The sequence below is a fragment of the Pseudomonas sp. JC1203 genome, from assembly GCF_056175065.1.
The window spans coordinates 75,552-90,656 of record NZ_JBWCAM010000019.1; the positions used below are offsets into that span (position 1 = coordinate 75,552).

Genomic DNA, 15,105 nt, shown 5'->3' on the forward strand with positions numbered 1-15,105 from the left:
TTTAACACCAAGGGCCGTGGAAAACGACCCCGGGTGATTGTCGTGGGTACTTAGGCCAGAGTGGCTTTAGCTTTCTCGACAATCGCAGCAAACGCCGCTTTTTCGTTCACTGCCAGATCAGCCAGAACCTTACGGTCGATCTCGATGGACGCTTTTTTCAGGCCAGCGATGAAACGGCTGTAGGACAGACCGTTTACACGAGCACCAGCGTTGATACGAGCGATCCACAGAGCGCGGAACTGACGCTTCTTCTGGCGACGGTCGCGGTAGGCGTATTGGCCTGCCTTGATGACCGCTTGCTTGGCAACACGGAACACGCGCGAACGCGCGCCGTAGTAGCCTTTAGCCAGTTTCAGAATCTTTTTGTGACGCTTACGGGCAATGACGCCACGCTTTACACGAGCCATGAGTAACTTCCTCTATCTTTGACCGAAATTAACGAAGGCGCAGCATGCGCTCGACTTTTGCAACGTCCGACGGATGCAGCAAGCTGCTACCGCGCAGTTGACGCTTACGCTTGGTCGACATTTTGGTCAGGATGTGGCTCTTGAAAGCGTGCTTGTGCTTGATGCCGTTAGCGGTTTTCAGGAACCGCTTAGCTGCACCACTCTTGGTTTTCATCTTTGGCATGTTCGGATACTCCGCATTCAGTTGATAAACATAACCGCAAGGCCTGCCGTGCCCTGGTGGTTATTTCTTTTTCTTGGGGGCGATGACCATGATCAGCTGGCGTCCTTCCATCTTAGGATGCTGCTCGACGGAACCGTACTCCAGCAGGTCTTGTTCGACGCGCTTGAGCAGCTCCATCCCCAGCTCCTGGTGTGCCATCTCACGGCCGCGAAATCTCAACGAAATCTTGGCCCTGTCCCCATCACTAAGGAAACGTACCAGGTTGCGTAGTTTTACCTGGTAATCCCCTTCCTCCGTCCCTGGACGAAACTTGATTTCTTTTACCTGGATCTGCTTCTGGTTCTTCTTCGCCGCAGCAATCTGCTTCTTCTTCTCGAAGATCGATTTGCCGTAGTCCATGACTCGGCAAACCGGAGGCACTGCGTCGGCAGAAATTTCTACCAGATCCAGCTTCGCTTCTTCAGCGATACGAAGCGCTTCATCAATCGAGACGATGCCAACCTGCTCGCCGTCAGCGCCAATTAACCGAACCTCGCGTGCCGAGATATTCTCGTTGATCGGGGCTTTCGGTGCAGCTCGTTTATCTTGTCTCATTTCACGCTTAATAATAATTACTCCGAATCTTGGCGACCACGCCGGGAAACCGCTTGTGCGAGGAACTCGGTGAATTGGGCGACGGGCATGGAGCCCAGGTCTGCACCTTCACGGGTACGCACAGCGACAGTTTGCGTTTCGACTTCCTTGTCCCCGATAACCAGGAGATAAGGAACCTTGAGCAACGTATGCTCGCGGATTTTAAAGCCGATCTTTTCATTTCTCAAGTCAGACTTGGCACGGAACCCGCTATCCGTCAGATTTTTTTCCACGGATTGCACAAAATCGGCTTGTTTATCAGTGATATTCATGACCACTGCCTGGGTTGGCGCCAGCCAGGCCGGGAATGCACCTTCGTAGTGCTCGATCAGGATACCGACAAAACGCTCGAACGAACCCAGGATGGCACGGTGCAGCATGACGGGATGCTTGCGACCGTTGTCCTCGGAGACGTACTCGGCGCCCAGGCGAATTGGCAGGTTGAAGTCCAGCTGCAGCGTACCGCACTGCCAGACGCGACCCAGGCAATCCTTCAGGGAAAACTCGATTTTCGGACCGTAGAACGCACCCTCGCCCGGCTGCAGGTCGTACGGCAGGCCAGCGGCGTCCAGCGCGGCGGCCAGAGCGGACTCGGCACGATCCCACAATTCGTCGCTGCCCACACGCTTTTCTGGACGAGTGGAGAGCTTGAGCTGGATATCCTTGAAGCCGAAGTCGCTGTACACGTCCATGGTCAGCTTGATGAACGCTGCCGATTCGGACTGCATCTGCTCTTCGGTGCAGAAGATGTGGGCGTCGTCCTGGACGAAGCCGCGCACGCGCATGATGCCGTGCAGGGCGCCCGAAGGCTCGTTGCGGTGGCAGGCACCGAACTCGGCCAGGCGCATCGGCAGCTCGCGGTAGCTCTTCAGGCCCTGATTGAACACCTGCACGTGGCATGGGCAGTTCATCGGCTTGATGGCGTAGTCGCGGTTTTCCGACTCGGTGGTGAACATGTTCTCGGCGTAGTTGGCCCAGTGGCCAGACTTTTCCCACAGGCTGCGGTCAACGACCTGCGGAGTCTTGATCTCCAGGTAGCCGTTGTCACGCTGCACCTTGCGCATGTACTGCTCGAGCACCTGGTACAGGGTCCAGCCGTTCGGGTGCCAGAACACCATGCCCGGCGCTTCTTCCTGGAGGTGGAACAGGTTCAGGCGCTTGCCGATCTTGCGGTGGTCGCGTTTTTCCGCTTCCTCGATGCGCTGGATGTAGGCGGCCAGCTGCTTCTTGTCAGCCCAGGCGGTACCGTACACGCGCTGCAGCTGCTCGTTCTTGGCATCGCCACGCCAGTAGGCGCCCGACAGCTTGGTCAGCTTGAACGACTTGAGGAAACGGGTGTTCGGCACGTGCGGGCCGCGGCACATGTCGACGTATTCTTCGTGGTAGTACAGGCCCATGGCCTGGGTGTCGGGCATGTCCTCGACCAGGCGCAGCTTGTAGTCTTCGCCACGGGCGGTGAACACGTCGATGACTTCGGCGCGCGGCGTGACTTTCTTGATCACGTCGTACTCGGTCTCGATCAGCTGGTGCATGCGCTGCTCGATGGCGGCCATGTCGTCAGGCGTGAAAGGACGCTCGAAGGCGATGTCGTAATAGAAGCCTTCGTCGATGACCGGGCCGATGACCATCTTGGCGGTCGGGTACAGCTGCTTGACCGCGTGGCCCACCAGGTGCGCGCACGAGTGGCGAATGATTTCCAGCCCCTCTGCATCCTTGGGGGTGATGATCTGCAGGGTGGCGTCTTTTTCGATCAGGTCGCAGGCGTCGACCAGCTGGCCGTCGACCTTGCCGGCAACGGTGGCCTTGGCCAGGCCGGCACCGATGGATGCGGCGACTTCAGCGACCGAAACCGCGTGATCGAACGAACGTTGACTGCCGTCGGGAAGAGTAATGATGGGCATGGCGCCTCCTCTCCTAGTGGTGACCCCTACCAAAGGTCACGTGGGTTGGGATGAGCCAGTACAAGATTCGGCGGTATGCCTGCCTCACAGTGGCAGGAGCCGCTAGGCCAACCAGGACCGAACCAGAGTGACTGGAATAGTAAAAATGGTAACTCGGCATTGCGGTTGCCAAAGGAGCAACCCGCACCTGTCGAGGCCGGCCACTCTAGCATAGAAAACCACCGATGAGTGGTCGAAACCGGCAGGCTTGCAGGAACTTGATCGCTCGCCTTCACTCTGATGCAGAGCAAGCCATACTTCGAGTCAACCTGAACCCAAGGAGCATTACGGTATGCGTCTTCAATCGCTTTTCCTTTCCCTGGCCGCCTGTGCCGCGATCACCCTGCCCCAGCTGGCCAGCGCCGGCGAGTGGCCTGCGGGGGCGGAGAGCCAGTTCGTGTCGCAGTGCGAGAAATCCGCCGGCGAGCACACCACGGCCGACAAGGCCAAGGCCGCCTGCGCCTGCAGCGACAAAGCCATCACCAGCAAGCTGAGCACCGAGGAACTCAAGCAGGTTGCCAACTCGGATAACGGCGTGGACGCCCAGTTGCAGAAGAAAATGATGGACGCCGCCGCCAGCTGCCGCACCAAAAAATGACCCGTTTTTCCGCCTTGCGTGCCGCGGCGAGACCCGCAAGGCCCGAAAACGGGCCTTGCGAGGGCTGATTCCGTGTTTTTTTTCGGCTTTTTTTTAGCCCGCTTTTTTCCGCCAAACCCAATGAAATCAAGGGTATGGCGGGTTTTTCGGGTCTGGGACGAAAAAATAGCTGAGACAAATGCGCATCTAAAGAGCTATTCGGTCGAACAATTAGACTATGATAGCCCGGTGTGCCCAGTTGGCCTGAGCAGCACAGCACTACTTAATATGTTTCTTGGAGATACACCATGTCTAATCGCCAAACCGGCACCGTAAAATGGTTCAACGATGAGAAAGGCTTCGGCTTCATCACTCCTCAAGGTGGCGGTGACGACCTGTTCGTACACTTCAAAGCTATCGAATCCGACGGTTTCAAAAGCCTGAAAGAAGGCCAGACCGTTTCGTTCGTGGCTGAGAAAGGCCAAAAGGGCATGCAAGCTGCTCAAGTTCGCGGCGAGTAATCTCCCGAGCTAAAAAAACCCGTCCTGGTGACGGGTTTTTTTGTGCCTGCGATTTACTGCCTGCCGGGCTGTCAGCCGCAGTTGACGCGCGTGACGGTGCCGCTGCCATCGGCGTTGAGGTTCAGACGGTCGGAGCGGTATTCCAGGGTCATCACGTCATTGGGCTTGAGGATACGGGCAATTTGCGACCCCGAGCGGGTGCGCGCCTGTTCCAGCAGTTGCGGGGTAGCCGGCTTGCCCACGGCGAACTGCGCGCCCTCGGCATTGCAGCGGCCATCGTTTGCTACCGCCGGCGAGCCACTCGCCGAACCACTGTCGCCCGAACCACCGCCGGACGATGCACAGCCCGCCAGGGCCAATGCCGCCAGCAGGGTTACCCATGATGCACGCATGCAGGACATGAAGCCTCCTTTGAGAAAATGGAACTGCCCCTGTGCGACAACACGTACGCCCCAGGGTTGCATGACACGCAGTCTGCCCCAGCCTTCCAGTGCGGGTGCAGCGTAATCGTGTCTAAATGTTAATAGACGTCGATGTAGTCGTATGGAGGGTTTGGCCAGTTCTGCTTGAGGGCATTATAGATCTGCTGCACCCACACATCGTCACAGGCCGCCACCTCGCCCACGTAGCCGGAGCCGGCCGCCCAGGTTTCCAGTCGGAAGCACAAGCCTTCGATGTGCTGGCCACCGACCACGGTGGACAGCCAGGCGCGGCCGTCCCGGCGCACCCGCAGCTGGTTATGGACATGGTCGTCACCAGCCGCGATGAGCTGGCGTACGGCGTCGAGGGTAAAGGCGTCGGGGTTGTTCAAATCGATGTACACGGGGGTATCCGGCCAGGCAAATAAGCCTGATTTTGGCACGATCCGCGCTTTATGCCTAAGTAGGAGTGCCAAACCCCGCCCCAGATGGTTTACTTGGGCTCCCCGTGCAGGCCATTTGCCGCAACGGGGCTCAGCGGCCAGGGAAACGGCCCCGCTGATGCCATTCCCCCTGCTCAGGTAATTCACGCACCATGGCCAACGTAACCCTAGACGCCGACATCAAAGCCAGGTGGCCCCAGGGCCAATGCTCCTACAGCCCGGGCACCCCGGAGGAACTGGCGATCATTGCCATCGACCTGCTGGTCAAGGAACTGGGCACCTCGGCGGCGCAGTCGTTCATCGACCAGGTGTTCGGCAAGCACATCCCCGCCATAGCAGCCCTGTAGCAGCGGCCGCAGGCCGCGTCCCGTGCCCACCGGGGTTAAAAGGTAACGCCCGCTACCAGAATGATGTTGCTGTAGGGCTGGCACTCACCGGTACGCACCACTGCGCGGGCTTGGCGGGTCAGCTGCTTGAACTCTTCATGGCCGAGCAATTGCCGCTCGCCGAGCGCACCCTCCCCGTCCAACTGCTGCAACGTGGCCAGCGCCAGTGGCTGCGCTGAAAGGATCTCGCGCGCCAGCACATGGCGCTCCACCTGCATTTCACTGAGGACCACCTGCAGGGTCGAGACGAAATCCGGCACGCCGGGCGTCAGCGCCAGGTCGATCAGCTCGACGCCGGGCGGCACCGGCAGGCCGGCGTCACCAATGACCACGAGATCACCATGCCCCAACGAGGCAATCAGCCGCGACAGGGCAATGTTCAGCAAGGATGTCTTCTTCATGGTCGCGCAAACCCCGCCACGTCTGCCTGGGTCGGAATGGACGGCTGTGCGCCCGCACGGGTGACGGACAACGCGGCGGCCACCTGGCCGAAGGCAATGGCCGCGCGTTCGCTTTCACCGCGCGACAGGGCTGCGGCGAAGGCACCGACAAAGGTATCGCCCGCCGCCGTGGTGTCCACGGCCTGCACCTTGGGCGCGGCGAAATGCTCGAAGCCGGCGCCATCGGCGAACAGCGACCCCTGGGCGCCCAATGTAATGATCACCTTGCGTGCACCTCGGGCCAGCAGCCAGGTGGCTGCCTGCTGCGCACTGGCAATGGAGTCCACCGTAATACCGGTCAACGCCAACGCCTCGCTTTCGTTGGGGATCAGGTAATCGATGTGCGCGAACCAGTCTGCCGGCAGCGGCGCGCTGGCCGGCGCCGGGTTGAGGATCACGGTCTTGCCCAGCGCGCGGCCGCGCTTGAGCGCGAACGCCACGGTATCGGCAGGCACCTCCAGCTGGCAGACGACCACCTCGGCCTGCTGCAGCAGCGTGTCAGCGGACGTGACCCGCGCAGCCGTGACTTCGCCATTGCCGCCAGCGACGATGACGATGGCGTTCTGGCTGGCGTCATCCACCACGATCAACGCCACGCCACTGCTCACCCCCGGCACCGTGGCCACCGCCTGGCAGTCGATGCCTTCATCCAGCAACGCCTGGCGCAGCTGCACGCCATAGGCGTCGTCGCCCACACAGCCAATCATCGCCGTAGGCGCCCCCAGGCGCGCCGCAGCCACTGCCTGGTTGGCACCCTTGCCGCCTGGCACCGTGGCAAAACCATTGCCTACCACGGTCTCGCCCGGCTGTGGCAACCGTGGCGCACGGGTCACCAGGTCCATATTCAAACTGCCTATTACCACGACTTTCGCTTGCATGTGCCTGCACTCTGTTTCAGCGGTATTCATTGAAAAGGTCCGAACGTGGCGCGGTGGACTCGCGCAACACAATGCTCGGCGCCACTATCTGCTGGCTGACGCCCTCGCCCGCCTTGCCGGCGATGCGCACCAGCAGGCGCTCTGCGGCCTGCTCGCCAAGCTGGCGAATCGACTGGCCCACGGTGGTCAGTGCCGGGTACACGTACCGGCACAATTGGATGTCATCGAAGCCGATCACCGACAGCTCGCCCGGCACGCGGATGTTGCGCTCGGCAGCCGCGCGCAGCACACCCATGCCGATCATGTCGTTGGCGGCAAAGATCGCCGTTGGCCGTTGCTGGCTGTCCAGCAGCTGCCCGGCGGCCTGGTAGCCACCAGGGCCACTGAAATCGCTTTCCAGCACGCGCAGCGGCTGGCTGTCGACGTTGAACTCGGCCAACGCGCGCTGGAAGCCGGCCAGGCGCATCTGCGCCACGCTGGTGTCCGCCGGGCCATTGATGCAGGCGATATCGCGGTGGCCCAGCTCCAGCAAATGCCGGGTGGCCAGGTAACCACCCAGCTCGTGATCGATGCGCACCAGGTCTGCGGCAACGCCGTCCAGGCTGCGGTCGACAATCACCATGGGCGTGCGCACCGTGGCCAGGCTGCTGAGCAGGTCGCTGTCCTCACCCACCGAGGCGACGATCAGGCCGTCCACGCGCTTTTCCAGCAGCACGCGCAGGTAGCTGCGCTGTTTCTTCGGGTCATCGTCGGAATTGCACAGAATCACGCAATAGCCGTTGCGCTCGCAGAAGTCCTCGATACCGCGCGCCAGTTCGGCGAAGTACGGGTTGATGCTGTTAGGCACCAACAGACCGATGGTGGCCGTGCTGCGCGCCTTCAGCGAGCGCGCCACGGCGCTGGGCACGTAGTCCAGCTGGGCGATGGCGGCCTCGACCTTGAGCCGCACCGGCTCGCTGACCGGCCGCGTCTTGTTCAGCACATGGGACACGGTGGTGTAGGAAATGCCCGCCAGGGCGGCCACGTCTTTAATGGTTGCCATGACTCAACTCCGCTTCCGGGCACGCTGGCTGCGGTAGGTGTCGAGCACCACCGCCACCACGATGACTGCACCGGTAATGATGCGTTTGGTGGGCTCGGTGGCGCCGATCTGCGCCAGGCCCGCGGCCAGCACTGAAATGATCAGCACGCCGAAGAAGGTGCTGATGACCGAACCGCGCCCGCCCATCAGGCTGGTGCCGCCGATCACCACGGCGGCGATCACTTGCAGTTCCAGGCCGGAACCGGCGTTGGGGTCGGCAGCCTCCAGCCGCGAGATCTGGAACAGCGCGGCCAGGCCGGCCAGCAGCCCCATCAGCGAGAACACCAGGATCTTGTACGGCTTGGGGTTGATACCCGCCAGGCGCACGGCCTCCTCGTTGGTGCCGATGCCGATCAGGTAGCGGCCGAACACCGTGCGCGTGAGCACCGCCTGGGCGAGGATGATCACCAACAGCGCGATGATGAACGACGGCGAGATGCCCAGGGCAATGGGGTCGGACAGCCAGGCGAAGGCGTCGCCGATGTAGGCGGTGCGCGAGTCGGTCATCTGGTAGGCGACGCCGCGGGCCATCTCCAGCAGGCCCAGTGACACGATGAACGAGGGAATGCGCCAGGCCACAGTGATGGAGCCGGTGATGGTACCCGCCAGCGCCGCGCAGCCCATGCCCAGCACGGCGGCCGGCAGCACGCTCCAGCCCCAGCCGAGAATCGCGACGCTGACCGCCGAGGCCGCCAGCGCCAACACCGAGCCCACCGACAGGTCGATGCCGCCAATGATCAGCACGAAGGTCATGCCGACGGCCAGCACCATCAGGTCGGGGATCTGGTTGGCCAGGGTGCTGAAGGTGCTGTAGGACAGGAAGTGGTCGCTGAGCAGCGAGAACAGCACAATCATGGCCAGCAACGCGCCGGCCAGGCCCAGGTAGGTGCCCAGGCCGAAATAGGTGCCGCTACGCTTGGCCGCAGGCGAGGCCTGGGGCAGTACGGGAGTTTTCATGCAAGGTTCCTGGGCGCTGTATCGCTGACCAGCGCGTCTCGTTTTTGATAGCCGGCAAACGCTGCCGCCAGCAGTTGGTCCTGGGTCCAGTGGTCGCGCTCGAAGGTGTCGATCAGGCGCCCGGCCGACAGCACGCCGATGCGGTCGCAGATCAGCATCAGCTCGCGCAGGTCGCTGGACACCACCACCAGCGCCTTGCCCTGGCGGGTCAGTTCGCCCAGCAGGGCGTAGATGTCGAACTTGGCGCCCACGTCGATGCCGCGCGTGGGTTCGTCGAACAGCAACACCGAACAATCGCGCTCCAGCCAGCGGCCGATCACCACCTTCTGCTGGTTGCCGCCCGACAGCTGCGACACCAACTGCTCGGGGCTGGAGCTGCGAATGCGCATGGCGGCGATCTGGCGCTGGGCCAATTCACGCTCGGCGCCGCCGTTGACCACGCCGCCAGCGGAAATCGCCGGCATGTTGCCCAGGGCGATGTTGGCACTGATCGACTGCGGCAGCAGCAGGCCTTCACCCTTGCGGTCCTCGGTGATCAGCGCGATGCCATGGGCCACGGCGTCGGCCGGTGAGCCGATGGCGGCCTTGCGCAGCGGCGAGCCCACCTCCACGTGGCCGCTGTCGGCGGCGTCGGCACCGAAAATAAGCCGCAGCAGTTCAGTGCGGCCGGCGCCGATCAAGCCGGAAATGCCGAAGATCTCACCGCGGCGCACGTCGAAGGACACGTCGTTGACTTTGCCCGCGCGGCTGAGGTTTTTCACCGACAGCACCGGCTCGCCAATGCTGCGCGGGCCAAGGTCGATGTGCTCGCCCAGCTCGCGGCCGACCATCAGGTTGACCAGCTGCTCGCTGTTGTATTTGCTCATCTCATCCACACACACCAACTGGCCGTCACGCAGCACGGCAATGCGCTGGGCCACCCGCGCCAGTTCTTCCAGGCGGTGGGAGATGTAGACGATGGCCACGCCGCGCGCCTGCAGGCGGGTGATCTGCTCGAAGAGCATTTCCACCTCCCGGGAGGTGAGCATGGCCGTAGGCTCATCGAGGATCAGCACGTGGCAGTCGCCGATCAGGTTGCGGGCAATTTCCACCATCTGCTGATGGCCGATGCCCAGCTCGCCAACCAGGGTGTCCGGGTCGATGGCTTCCAGGCCCACCTGGGCCATGGCTGCCAACGCCGCTTCACGCAGGCGCTTGCGGCTGATCCAGCCACCACGGCTGGGCAGGTTGTCGAGGAACAGGTTCTCTGCCACCGACAGCGTCGGCAGCAGGTTCAGCTCCTGCATCACCATGCGCACGCCCAACGCCTCGGCAGCCGCGCGGCTGCCGGGGCGATAGGCCTGGCCCTGGTACTGCATCTCACCCACGGTGGCCACTTCCAGGCCACCAATGATCTTCGACAAGGTACTTTTGCCGGCGCCGTTCTCGCCGGTCAGCGCCAGTACCTCGCCCCGCACCAGGCTCAGGTCGATGCCTGACAGCACGGGTTGGGCGTAAGTCTTACCGATACCACTGACCGAGAGTACGACGTTCGGGGCAGCAGCTGACATAGGAATTCTCCAGGCGCCCGCCTCCCGTTACAGGGAAGCGCGGGCGCGGCAATGCAGGGAATCAGGGCTTGGTGACCAGCTCTACCGGGGTTTCGATGACGCCATTGGCAGCGCCGTCCACGGGCTCGTGCTTGATCATCTTCAACGCGGCCTGAATGCCGAACACCGCCTGCTTGGCGGCGAACTGGTCGGCGGTGGCCAGCACGCGGCCGTCCTTGAGCATCGGCTTGATGGCGTTGATGTTGTCGTAACCCACTACCTGCACCTTGCCGGCCTTGCCGGCGGCGCGCACGGCGGACACCGCGCCCAGGGCCATGCTGTCGTTGCCGGCCAGCAGGGCCTTGAGGTCCGGGTATTCGCTGAGCATGGCCGAGGCCACGGCGTTGGCCTTGTCGATTTCCCAGTTGCCCGACTGTACCGAAACGATCTTCATCTGCGCGGCGTCCATGGCGTCCTTGAAGCCGGCGGTGCGCTGCTGGGCGTTGGTGGTGGTAGGCACGCCTTCGATGATGCCCACCTGGTCGCCGGCCTTCAGTTGCTTGGCCAGGTATTCGCCTACCAGGCGCGCACCCTTGCGGTTGTCAGGCCCCACGAACGGCACGCTGATGTCCTTGCTCTTGAGCACGGCCGGGTCCAGCTGGTTGTCGATGTTGATCACCGTGATACCGGCGTCCATGGCTTTCTTGATCACCGGCACCAGGGCTTTCGAATCGGCCGGGGCGATCACCAGGGCGTCGACCTTGGAGACGATCATCTGCTCGACGATACGGATCTGGTTGGCAGTGTCGGACTCGTCCTTGATGCCGTTGGAGATCAGGTCGAAGTCGGCAGCATGGGCTTTCTGGTAGTCCTTGGCGCCGTCTTCCATGGTCAGGAAGAATTCGTTGGCGAGCGACTTCATCACCAGCGCCACTTTTGGCTTGGTGGTGTCGGCAATGGCCTGGGACAACGGGGCGGCGGCACAGACGGCGGCCAGGAGGGAGACAGCGAGGAAACGTCCAGCGAATGGCAATTTCATGGGTCACTCCGATCTTATGATTATTTTTTGCAGCGGATGTGTGCAGAGATCGTGCTGAAAGGATAAAGCGGGGATCCCTCAACGCAAACGTTTGCGAGAGTGAACTATGCGAACGCCGCGCAACTTTGTCAACGGGTTGGGCGGCGAATTTTGCAGCGCCTGCGGGGCAGTTCACAGGCGTGGGGAAAGTCCTACAGGTGGCCAAACCACCCGTGGTCACAGCATAGCGCAGCTGTGGCCATCAGTCTTCGGGCTTGACCGTCGCCACCTCGTCGGCACGCACGCGCACGTGCTTGCCCGAGACATCGGTGAACTCATAGAAACCGTCGGCGGTCTTGGTGTCCGGCTTGGCGCGGGTGATGTACTGGGTGCCATTCTGCAAGGTGACCACGGTTTCGGTGGAGCAAGCGGCCAGGCTGGCAGTGGCCACCAGCGCGCTGGCGATGATCAGGTTCCGGGTATTCATCTGACGTCTCCTGGGGCAATGAGGGTAGGCTTCCTACAGCATGAGAGCTGCGAATAAACAGAAAAATTTCCTGCTCGCGCAGCAAATCGTGAAATTCACGGTCAGAAGCGCGCTTCTTCAGTAGACCCGTTGCGAAATTGCCCACAGTGAAATACTGTATGCACGTACAGCAAAATAAGGAATGCTTCGTGGCCAACACATCTTCAGCCCCTTCCCCGCTCGACAGCTACCAACAGCTGGGTCTGCGCATCTCGAAAATCATCAACGCCCCCACCGCCCAAAAGGCCAAGTCGGCGCTGATTTTCAAGCTGGACCACGAATCGCCCGAGGACTGGGCGCAGCTGCTGGAGGAGATCGGCGAGAACGACAACGTCACCCTCGCCTGGCGTGACGACGGCGGCGTGCAGATTTTCTGGGTCGTGCCCAAGGAAGACTGAGCCCGCGTCATCGTGCTTCTCATGGTGGCAGGCCGCACACATGGCCTGCCCCTCCCCTCGTTTTTGATTGGAATCATGCATGTTCAGGAAATTAACCACGGCGCTGCTGGCGTTGATGCTTGTCTGCGGGCAGGCCTTTGCCGATGTGCGCATCGGCACCTGGAACCTGGAGCACCTCAGCGTGCGCCCGGGCAAGGACTTCACCAGCATTGCCAAAGTGGCACAGAACGTCGACTTTCTAGCGGTACAGGAATTGATGAACGAGGACGGCCTGACCGCCCTGCAGAAAGCCCTGGAGCAGGCCACCGGGAAGAAATGGTCGGCCATGGCCTCCCACGCCACCGGGCGCAGCTCCTACAAGGAAATGTACGGGTTCGTCTGGCGTGACGACGCTGTCTCTTACGAAGACGGCGCCGTGACCTACCTCGACAAAGGCGACCACTTCGAGCGCGAACCGTACTCGGCGCGCTTCCGCAACCTGAAGGACAACACCACCTTCGTCGCCGCCACCGTGCACATTCACTACGGCAAGACCGTGGCCGACCGCACCAAGGAAATCGCCGTGCTGGGCGACTACTGGGACTGGCTGAAAAGCGTATATGACGGCAACACCAACATCATGCTGATGGGCGACTTCAATACCCCGCCCACCTCCACCGCCTGGGCCGGCCTGCGCACCAGCGCGCGCCCGTTAATGCTGCAGGGCGCCAGCACGCTGGCGACCACCGACGGCCAGTTCGCCAACCTCTACGACAACATCTTCGTGGCCAACGAAAGCACCATCAACGTCAAGAGCGTGAAGGTGTTCGACTACCCCAGCTACCTGAAGATGACCAATGCCAAGGGCCGCGCGGCGGTCTCCGACCATGCGCCGATCTTCATGGACGTCGTGATGGGCGGCAAGACCGCTGGCAAACCGGCGCCGTTCGCCGCTACCCAGCCAGCTGCACCGGCTACCACCCGGCAGGTGGCCAGTGCCGCCAGCACCGCCGCAGGCGCGGTGCGCGGCAACCGCACCTCGATGACCTACCACCGCCCGGATTGCCCCTCCTACGGCGCCATTGCCGCCAAGAACCGGGTGGAATTCGACAGCGAGGCGGCAGCCCTCGCGGCCCACTATCACATCGCCGGCAACTGCCGTTGATGCGGGTAGCGCTTTAACTTTCAGATGAGGTGATTGATGAGACGTGTGATTTTGGCCCTGTTGGCGCTAGTGCTGACCACCGCCGCTGGCAGCGCGATGGCGCGCGACCTGAGCCGCCACGACCGCGGCATGTGCCAGTGGGGCGCGGAGGCTGCGCGCCAGGCGCAACAATGGAAACTGTCGGGCGTTACCCTGTACAGCGCGCGGCGCAAGGTGCAGCAGCATCGCTATAGCCAGCCGTGGATGCGCAAGATGGCGCTGGGCATTACCGAGCAGACCTACCACAGCCGCTCGCGCCTGCGCCCGATGGCCGTGAAGCAGACGTATTACCAGGGTTGCGTGCGCCACGAAATGGCGCGTTCGCACCGCTGCTACAAGGGGGCACGCAGGCGGGCCATGGTGTAGACATTGACCAGGCCGCCGTCGCGCACCGCGTAATCGCGCAGCTCGCCCTCCACCTCGAAGCCGAACTTGCGGTACAGCGCCAACGCCGGGCCGTTGTCGATGTACACCGTCAACTCCACCCGGCGCAGCGCCATCCAGTTGTCGGCCACCTCAAGCGCGGCCGCGAGCAAGCGGCTGCCCACCCCCTTCCCCTGGCAACGTGGTGCAACGCCTATCGCCAGTGAACCGCCATGGGCCAGGCGTACCCGCTCGTTTTGCCACAGCCCGCAATGGCCCACCACTTGTCCTCGCTCCACCGCAACCAGGGCCACACGGCGTTCATTGTCGGCCCCTGCAGCCAGGCGCTTGCTCCACATCTCGGCGGTGGGCCAGGGCAGTTGCAGCACCTGCCGCGCCACGGCCGGGTCGCCGTACAGCGCGGCGAGGCCCTCGGCGTGTTGCTGGGTGGCAGCTTGCAGGTTTATGCCATCGGGCGATTCATTCACGGGCTTGCACTCCTTGTCGGTGAAGCCCGAGTGTAAGCGACCGTCGGTCGCCGCGGCCAGTCAGTTGCCCTGGTGCTCCACCACCACCGATTTTATGCCTTGGGACGCCAGCAGTTGCGCACGCTTCTGCTCGGCCTCGTCCTTGCTCTGGAAAGGGCCCAGGTACACCAACTGCTTGCCGTCACGCTGGGTCACGCTGGCAATGAAGCCGTTCTCGATCAGCCGCGAGGTCATGTCGCTGAGCGCGCCCATGTTGGCGCCGTCGACAATCTGCACCTCCCAGCCATGGGCGGCATTGGCAGCGGCAGGGCTGGCGGCGTCGCTGGCTGCGACTTCCTGGCCCTCGCCACACACCTCGCGCACCTTGGGGTTGTTGCCGTCTTCGTCGATGATGGCGGTGAAGCCGTCTTCAGTCTTGATGGCCGCATAGTTGCGATAGCCTTCGAACTGGCCAGCAGCGTTCTTCTGCCGCACCTGGCCGCAGACATCGCCCTTGGCCGTGGTCCGCACGTTGGTGAAACGCGCGGTCTTGGGATTGTCGAGGTGCAGCAGCACGGCCTTGGCCGACTCTTCCACCGCGCTGCCACAACCGGCCAGCATCAGCACCGCACCCACCACCATCAATTTGCGCACACGCCCACCTCCCGAATATGATCCACCAATTTTACCACCGATCGTCGCGCAGGGGCCCGCCC

The 15,105-nt window shown here is 62.4% G+C and carries 21 protein-coding genes; 6 read left to right on the forward strand and 15 right to left on the reverse strand.

Annotated elements, in window-relative coordinates; all coding sequences use genetic code 11:
- Positions 1-50: 50 nt before the first annotated feature.
- Genes rplT through thrS form a run of 4 tightly spaced genes read right to left on the reverse strand, consistent with a single transcriptional unit; the run spans position 51 to position 3,164 of the window.
- The gene (gene rplT, locus AC0SZ7_RS24790) at positions 51-407 is read right to left on the reverse strand and encodes a 50S ribosomal protein L20 (protein WP_002553161.1); all 357 of its coding nucleotides are present in this window, start codon (positions 405-407) and stop codon (positions 51-53) included.
- 28 nt (positions 408-435) lie between these two features.
- Complete coding sequence (gene rpmI, locus AC0SZ7_RS24795; protein WP_002553160.1) at positions 436-630, reverse strand: 50S ribosomal protein L35; 195 nt, start codon at positions 628-630, stop codon at positions 436-438.
- A 60-nt stretch (positions 631-690) separates the two neighbouring features.
- Positions 691-1,242: a translation initiation factor IF-3 gene (gene infC / locus AC0SZ7_RS24800; protein WP_176572446.1), complete on the reverse strand. Its 552-nt coding sequence runs from the start codon at positions 1,240-1,242 to the stop codon at positions 691-693.
- Positions 1,242-3,164, reverse strand: a complete 1,923-nt coding sequence (thrS, locus tag AC0SZ7_RS24805; protein WP_475506856.1) for a threonine--tRNA ligase — start codon at positions 3,162-3,164, stop codon at positions 1,242-1,244. Before thrS ends, infC begins: the two co-directional genes overlap by 1 nt.
- Before the next feature lie 331 nt (positions 3,165-3,495).
- On the opposite strand from thrS, the gene AC0SZ7_RS24810 reads away from it, so the two are divergent.
- Positions 3,496-3,801, forward strand: coding sequence for a hypothetical protein (locus AC0SZ7_RS24810; protein WP_475506857.1), 306 nt, complete (start codon positions 3,496-3,498; stop codon positions 3,799-3,801).
- A gap of 287 nt (positions 3,802-4,088) precedes the next feature.
- Complete coding sequence (locus AC0SZ7_RS24815; RefSeq protein ID WP_003234260.1) at positions 4,089-4,301, forward strand: cold-shock protein; 213 nt, start codon at positions 4,089-4,091, stop codon at positions 4,299-4,301.
- A 71-nt stretch (positions 4,302-4,372) separates the two neighbouring features.
- Here the strand turns inward: AC0SZ7_RS24815 and AC0SZ7_RS24820 are convergent, their stop codons facing one another.
- Positions 4,373-4,702, reverse strand: a complete 330-nt coding sequence (locus AC0SZ7_RS24820; protein WP_475506858.1) for an I78 family peptidase inhibitor — start codon at positions 4,700-4,702, stop codon at positions 4,373-4,375.
- Positions 4,703-4,821: 119 nt separating this feature from the next.
- The gene (locus AC0SZ7_RS24825) at positions 4,822-5,124 is read right to left on the reverse strand and encodes a hypothetical protein (protein WP_475506859.1); all 303 of its coding nucleotides are present in this window, start codon (positions 5,122-5,124) and stop codon (positions 4,822-4,824) included.
- Between the two features lie 191 nt (positions 5,125-5,315).
- On the opposite strand from AC0SZ7_RS24825, the gene AC0SZ7_RS24830 reads away from it, so the two are divergent.
- A complete protein-coding gene (locus tag AC0SZ7_RS24830) occupies positions 5,316-5,510 on the forward strand; it encodes a hypothetical protein (protein ID WP_475506860.1) in 195 nt (64 codons plus the stop codon).
- A gap of 35 nt (positions 5,511-5,545) precedes the next feature.
- Here the strand turns inward: AC0SZ7_RS24830 and rbsD are convergent, their stop codons facing one another.
- The 7 genes from rbsD to AC0SZ7_RS24865 all read right to left on the reverse strand — a co-directional run bounded on the left by rbsD (position 5,546) and on the right by AC0SZ7_RS24865 (position 11,939).
- On the reverse strand, positions 5,546-5,950 hold the full coding sequence (gene rbsD / locus AC0SZ7_RS24835) for a D-ribose pyranase (protein WP_475506861.1): 405 nt from the start codon (positions 5,948-5,950) through the stop codon (positions 5,546-5,548).
- Entirely contained in the window at positions 5,947-6,867 is a 921-nt protein-coding gene (gene rbsK / locus AC0SZ7_RS24840; RefSeq protein WP_475506862.1) for a ribokinase, read from the reverse strand. The genes rbsD and rbsK overlap by 4 nt, the downstream gene beginning before the upstream one ends.
- A gap of 16 nt (positions 6,868-6,883) precedes the next feature.
- Positions 6,884-7,909: a LacI family DNA-binding transcriptional regulator gene (locus AC0SZ7_RS24845; RefSeq protein ID WP_475506863.1), complete on the reverse strand. Its 1,026-nt coding sequence runs from the start codon at positions 7,907-7,909 to the stop codon at positions 6,884-6,886.
- 3 nt (positions 7,910-7,912) lie between these two features.
- Entirely contained in the window at positions 7,913-8,905 is a 993-nt protein-coding gene (locus tag AC0SZ7_RS24850; protein WP_475506864.1) for an ABC transporter permease, read from the reverse strand.
- Positions 8,902-10,455 (reverse strand): sugar ABC transporter ATP-binding protein, encoded by a 1,554-nt coding sequence (locus AC0SZ7_RS24855; RefSeq protein ID WP_475506865.1) that lies wholly within the window; start codon positions 10,453-10,455, stop codon positions 8,902-8,904. Before AC0SZ7_RS24855 ends, AC0SZ7_RS24850 begins: the two co-directional genes overlap by 4 nt.
- 61 nt (positions 10,456-10,516) lie before the next feature.
- Positions 10,517-11,473, reverse strand: a complete 957-nt coding sequence (locus tag AC0SZ7_RS24860; protein ID WP_416425661.1) for a sugar ABC transporter substrate-binding protein — start codon at positions 11,471-11,473, stop codon at positions 10,517-10,519.
- A 241-nt stretch (positions 11,474-11,714) separates the two neighbouring features.
- Complete coding sequence (locus AC0SZ7_RS24865) at positions 11,715-11,939, reverse strand: YgdI/YgdR family lipoprotein (protein ID WP_475506866.1); 225 nt, start codon at positions 11,937-11,939, stop codon at positions 11,715-11,717.
- A gap of 137 nt (positions 11,940-12,076) precedes the next feature.
- Here AC0SZ7_RS24865 and AC0SZ7_RS24870 point away from each other — a divergent pair, with 137 nt between their 5' ends.
- From AC0SZ7_RS24870 to AC0SZ7_RS24880, 3 genes are all read left to right on the forward strand, one after another.
- Entirely contained in the window at positions 12,077-12,376 is a 300-nt protein-coding gene (locus tag AC0SZ7_RS24870) for a DUF1654 domain-containing protein (protein WP_475506867.1), read from the forward strand.
- A 79-nt stretch (positions 12,377-12,455) separates the two neighbouring features.
- Entirely contained in the window at positions 12,456-13,520 is a 1,065-nt protein-coding gene (locus tag AC0SZ7_RS24875; RefSeq protein ID WP_475506868.1) for an endonuclease/exonuclease/phosphatase family protein, read from the forward strand.
- 36 nt (positions 13,521-13,556) lie between these two features.
- On the forward strand, positions 13,557-13,925 hold the full coding sequence (locus AC0SZ7_RS24880; protein WP_475506869.1) for a hypothetical protein: 369 nt from the start codon (positions 13,557-13,559) through the stop codon (positions 13,923-13,925).
- On the opposite strand, the gene AC0SZ7_RS24885 is transcribed toward AC0SZ7_RS24880, so the two are convergent.
- Positions 13,892-14,410: a GNAT family N-acetyltransferase gene (locus tag AC0SZ7_RS24885; protein ID WP_475506870.1), complete on the reverse strand. Its 519-nt coding sequence runs from the start codon at positions 14,408-14,410 to the stop codon at positions 13,892-13,894. The two genes, AC0SZ7_RS24880 and AC0SZ7_RS24885, sit on opposite strands and share 34 nt — an antisense overlap.
- Positions 14,411-14,470: 60 nt before the next feature.
- Complete coding sequence (locus tag AC0SZ7_RS24890) at positions 14,471-15,043, reverse strand: SPOR domain-containing protein (protein WP_475506871.1); 573 nt, start codon at positions 15,041-15,043, stop codon at positions 14,471-14,473.
- Positions 15,044-15,105 lie beyond the last annotated feature (62 nt).

What these genes read in the sequence shown, in the direction of transcription:
- AC0SZ7_RS24865 (WP_475506866.1), bottom strand. Translation starts at nt 11,939, where the DNA reads ATGAATACCCGGAACCTGATCATCGCCAGCGCGCTGGTGGCCACTGCC.
- rbsD (WP_475506861.1), bottom strand. Translation starts at nt 5,950, where the DNA reads ATGAAGAAGACATCCTTGCTGAACATTGCCCTGTCGCGGCTGATTGCC.
- AC0SZ7_RS24850 (WP_475506864.1), bottom strand. Translation starts at nt 8,905, where the DNA reads ATGAAAACTCCCGTACTGCCCCAGGCCTCGCCTGCGGCCAAGCGTAGC.
- AC0SZ7_RS24820 (WP_475506858.1), bottom strand. Translation starts at nt 4,702, where the DNA reads ATGTCCTGCATGCGTGCATCATGGGTAACCCTGCTGGCGGCATTGGCC.
- rpmI (WP_002553160.1), bottom strand. Translation starts at nt 630, where the DNA reads ATGCCAAAGATGAAAACCAAGAGTGGTGCAGCTAAGCGGTTCCTGAAA.
- rplT (WP_002553161.1), bottom strand. Translation starts at nt 407, where the DNA reads ATGGCTCGTGTAAAGCGTGGCGTCATTGCCCGTAAGCGTCACAAAAAG.
- AC0SZ7_RS24875 (WP_475506868.1), top strand. Translation starts at nt 12,456, where the DNA reads ATGTTCAGGAAATTAACCACGGCGCTGCTGGCGTTGATGCTTGTCTGC.
- AC0SZ7_RS24860 (WP_416425661.1), bottom strand. Translation starts at nt 11,473, where the DNA reads ATGAAATTGCCATTCGCTGGACGTTTCCTCGCTGTCTCCCTCCTGGCC.
- rbsK (WP_475506862.1), bottom strand. Translation starts at nt 6,867, where the DNA reads ATGCAAGCGAAAGTCGTGGTAATAGGCAGTTTGAATATGGACCTGGTG.
- AC0SZ7_RS24855 (WP_475506865.1), bottom strand. Translation starts at nt 10,455, where the DNA reads ATGTCAGCTGCTGCCCCGAACGTCGTACTCTCGGTCAGTGGTATCGGT.
- AC0SZ7_RS24810 (WP_475506857.1), top strand. Translation starts at nt 3,496, where the DNA reads ATGCGTCTTCAATCGCTTTTCCTTTCCCTGGCCGCCTGTGCCGCGATC.
- AC0SZ7_RS24845 (WP_475506863.1), bottom strand. Translation starts at nt 7,909, where the DNA reads ATGGCAACCATTAAAGACGTGGCCGCCCTGGCGGGCATTTCCTACACC.
- AC0SZ7_RS24830 (WP_475506860.1), top strand. Translation starts at nt 5,316, where the DNA reads ATGGCCAACGTAACCCTAGACGCCGACATCAAAGCCAGGTGGCCCCAG.
- AC0SZ7_RS24880 (WP_475506869.1), top strand. Translation starts at nt 13,557, where the DNA reads ATGAGACGTGTGATTTTGGCCCTGTTGGCGCTAGTGCTGACCACCGCC.
- thrS (WP_475506856.1), bottom strand. Translation starts at nt 3,164, where the DNA reads ATGCCCATCATTACTCTTCCCGACGGCAGTCAACGTTCGTTCGATCAC.
- AC0SZ7_RS24815 (WP_003234260.1), top strand. Translation starts at nt 4,089, where the DNA reads ATGTCTAATCGCCAAACCGGCACCGTAAAATGGTTCAACGATGAGAAA.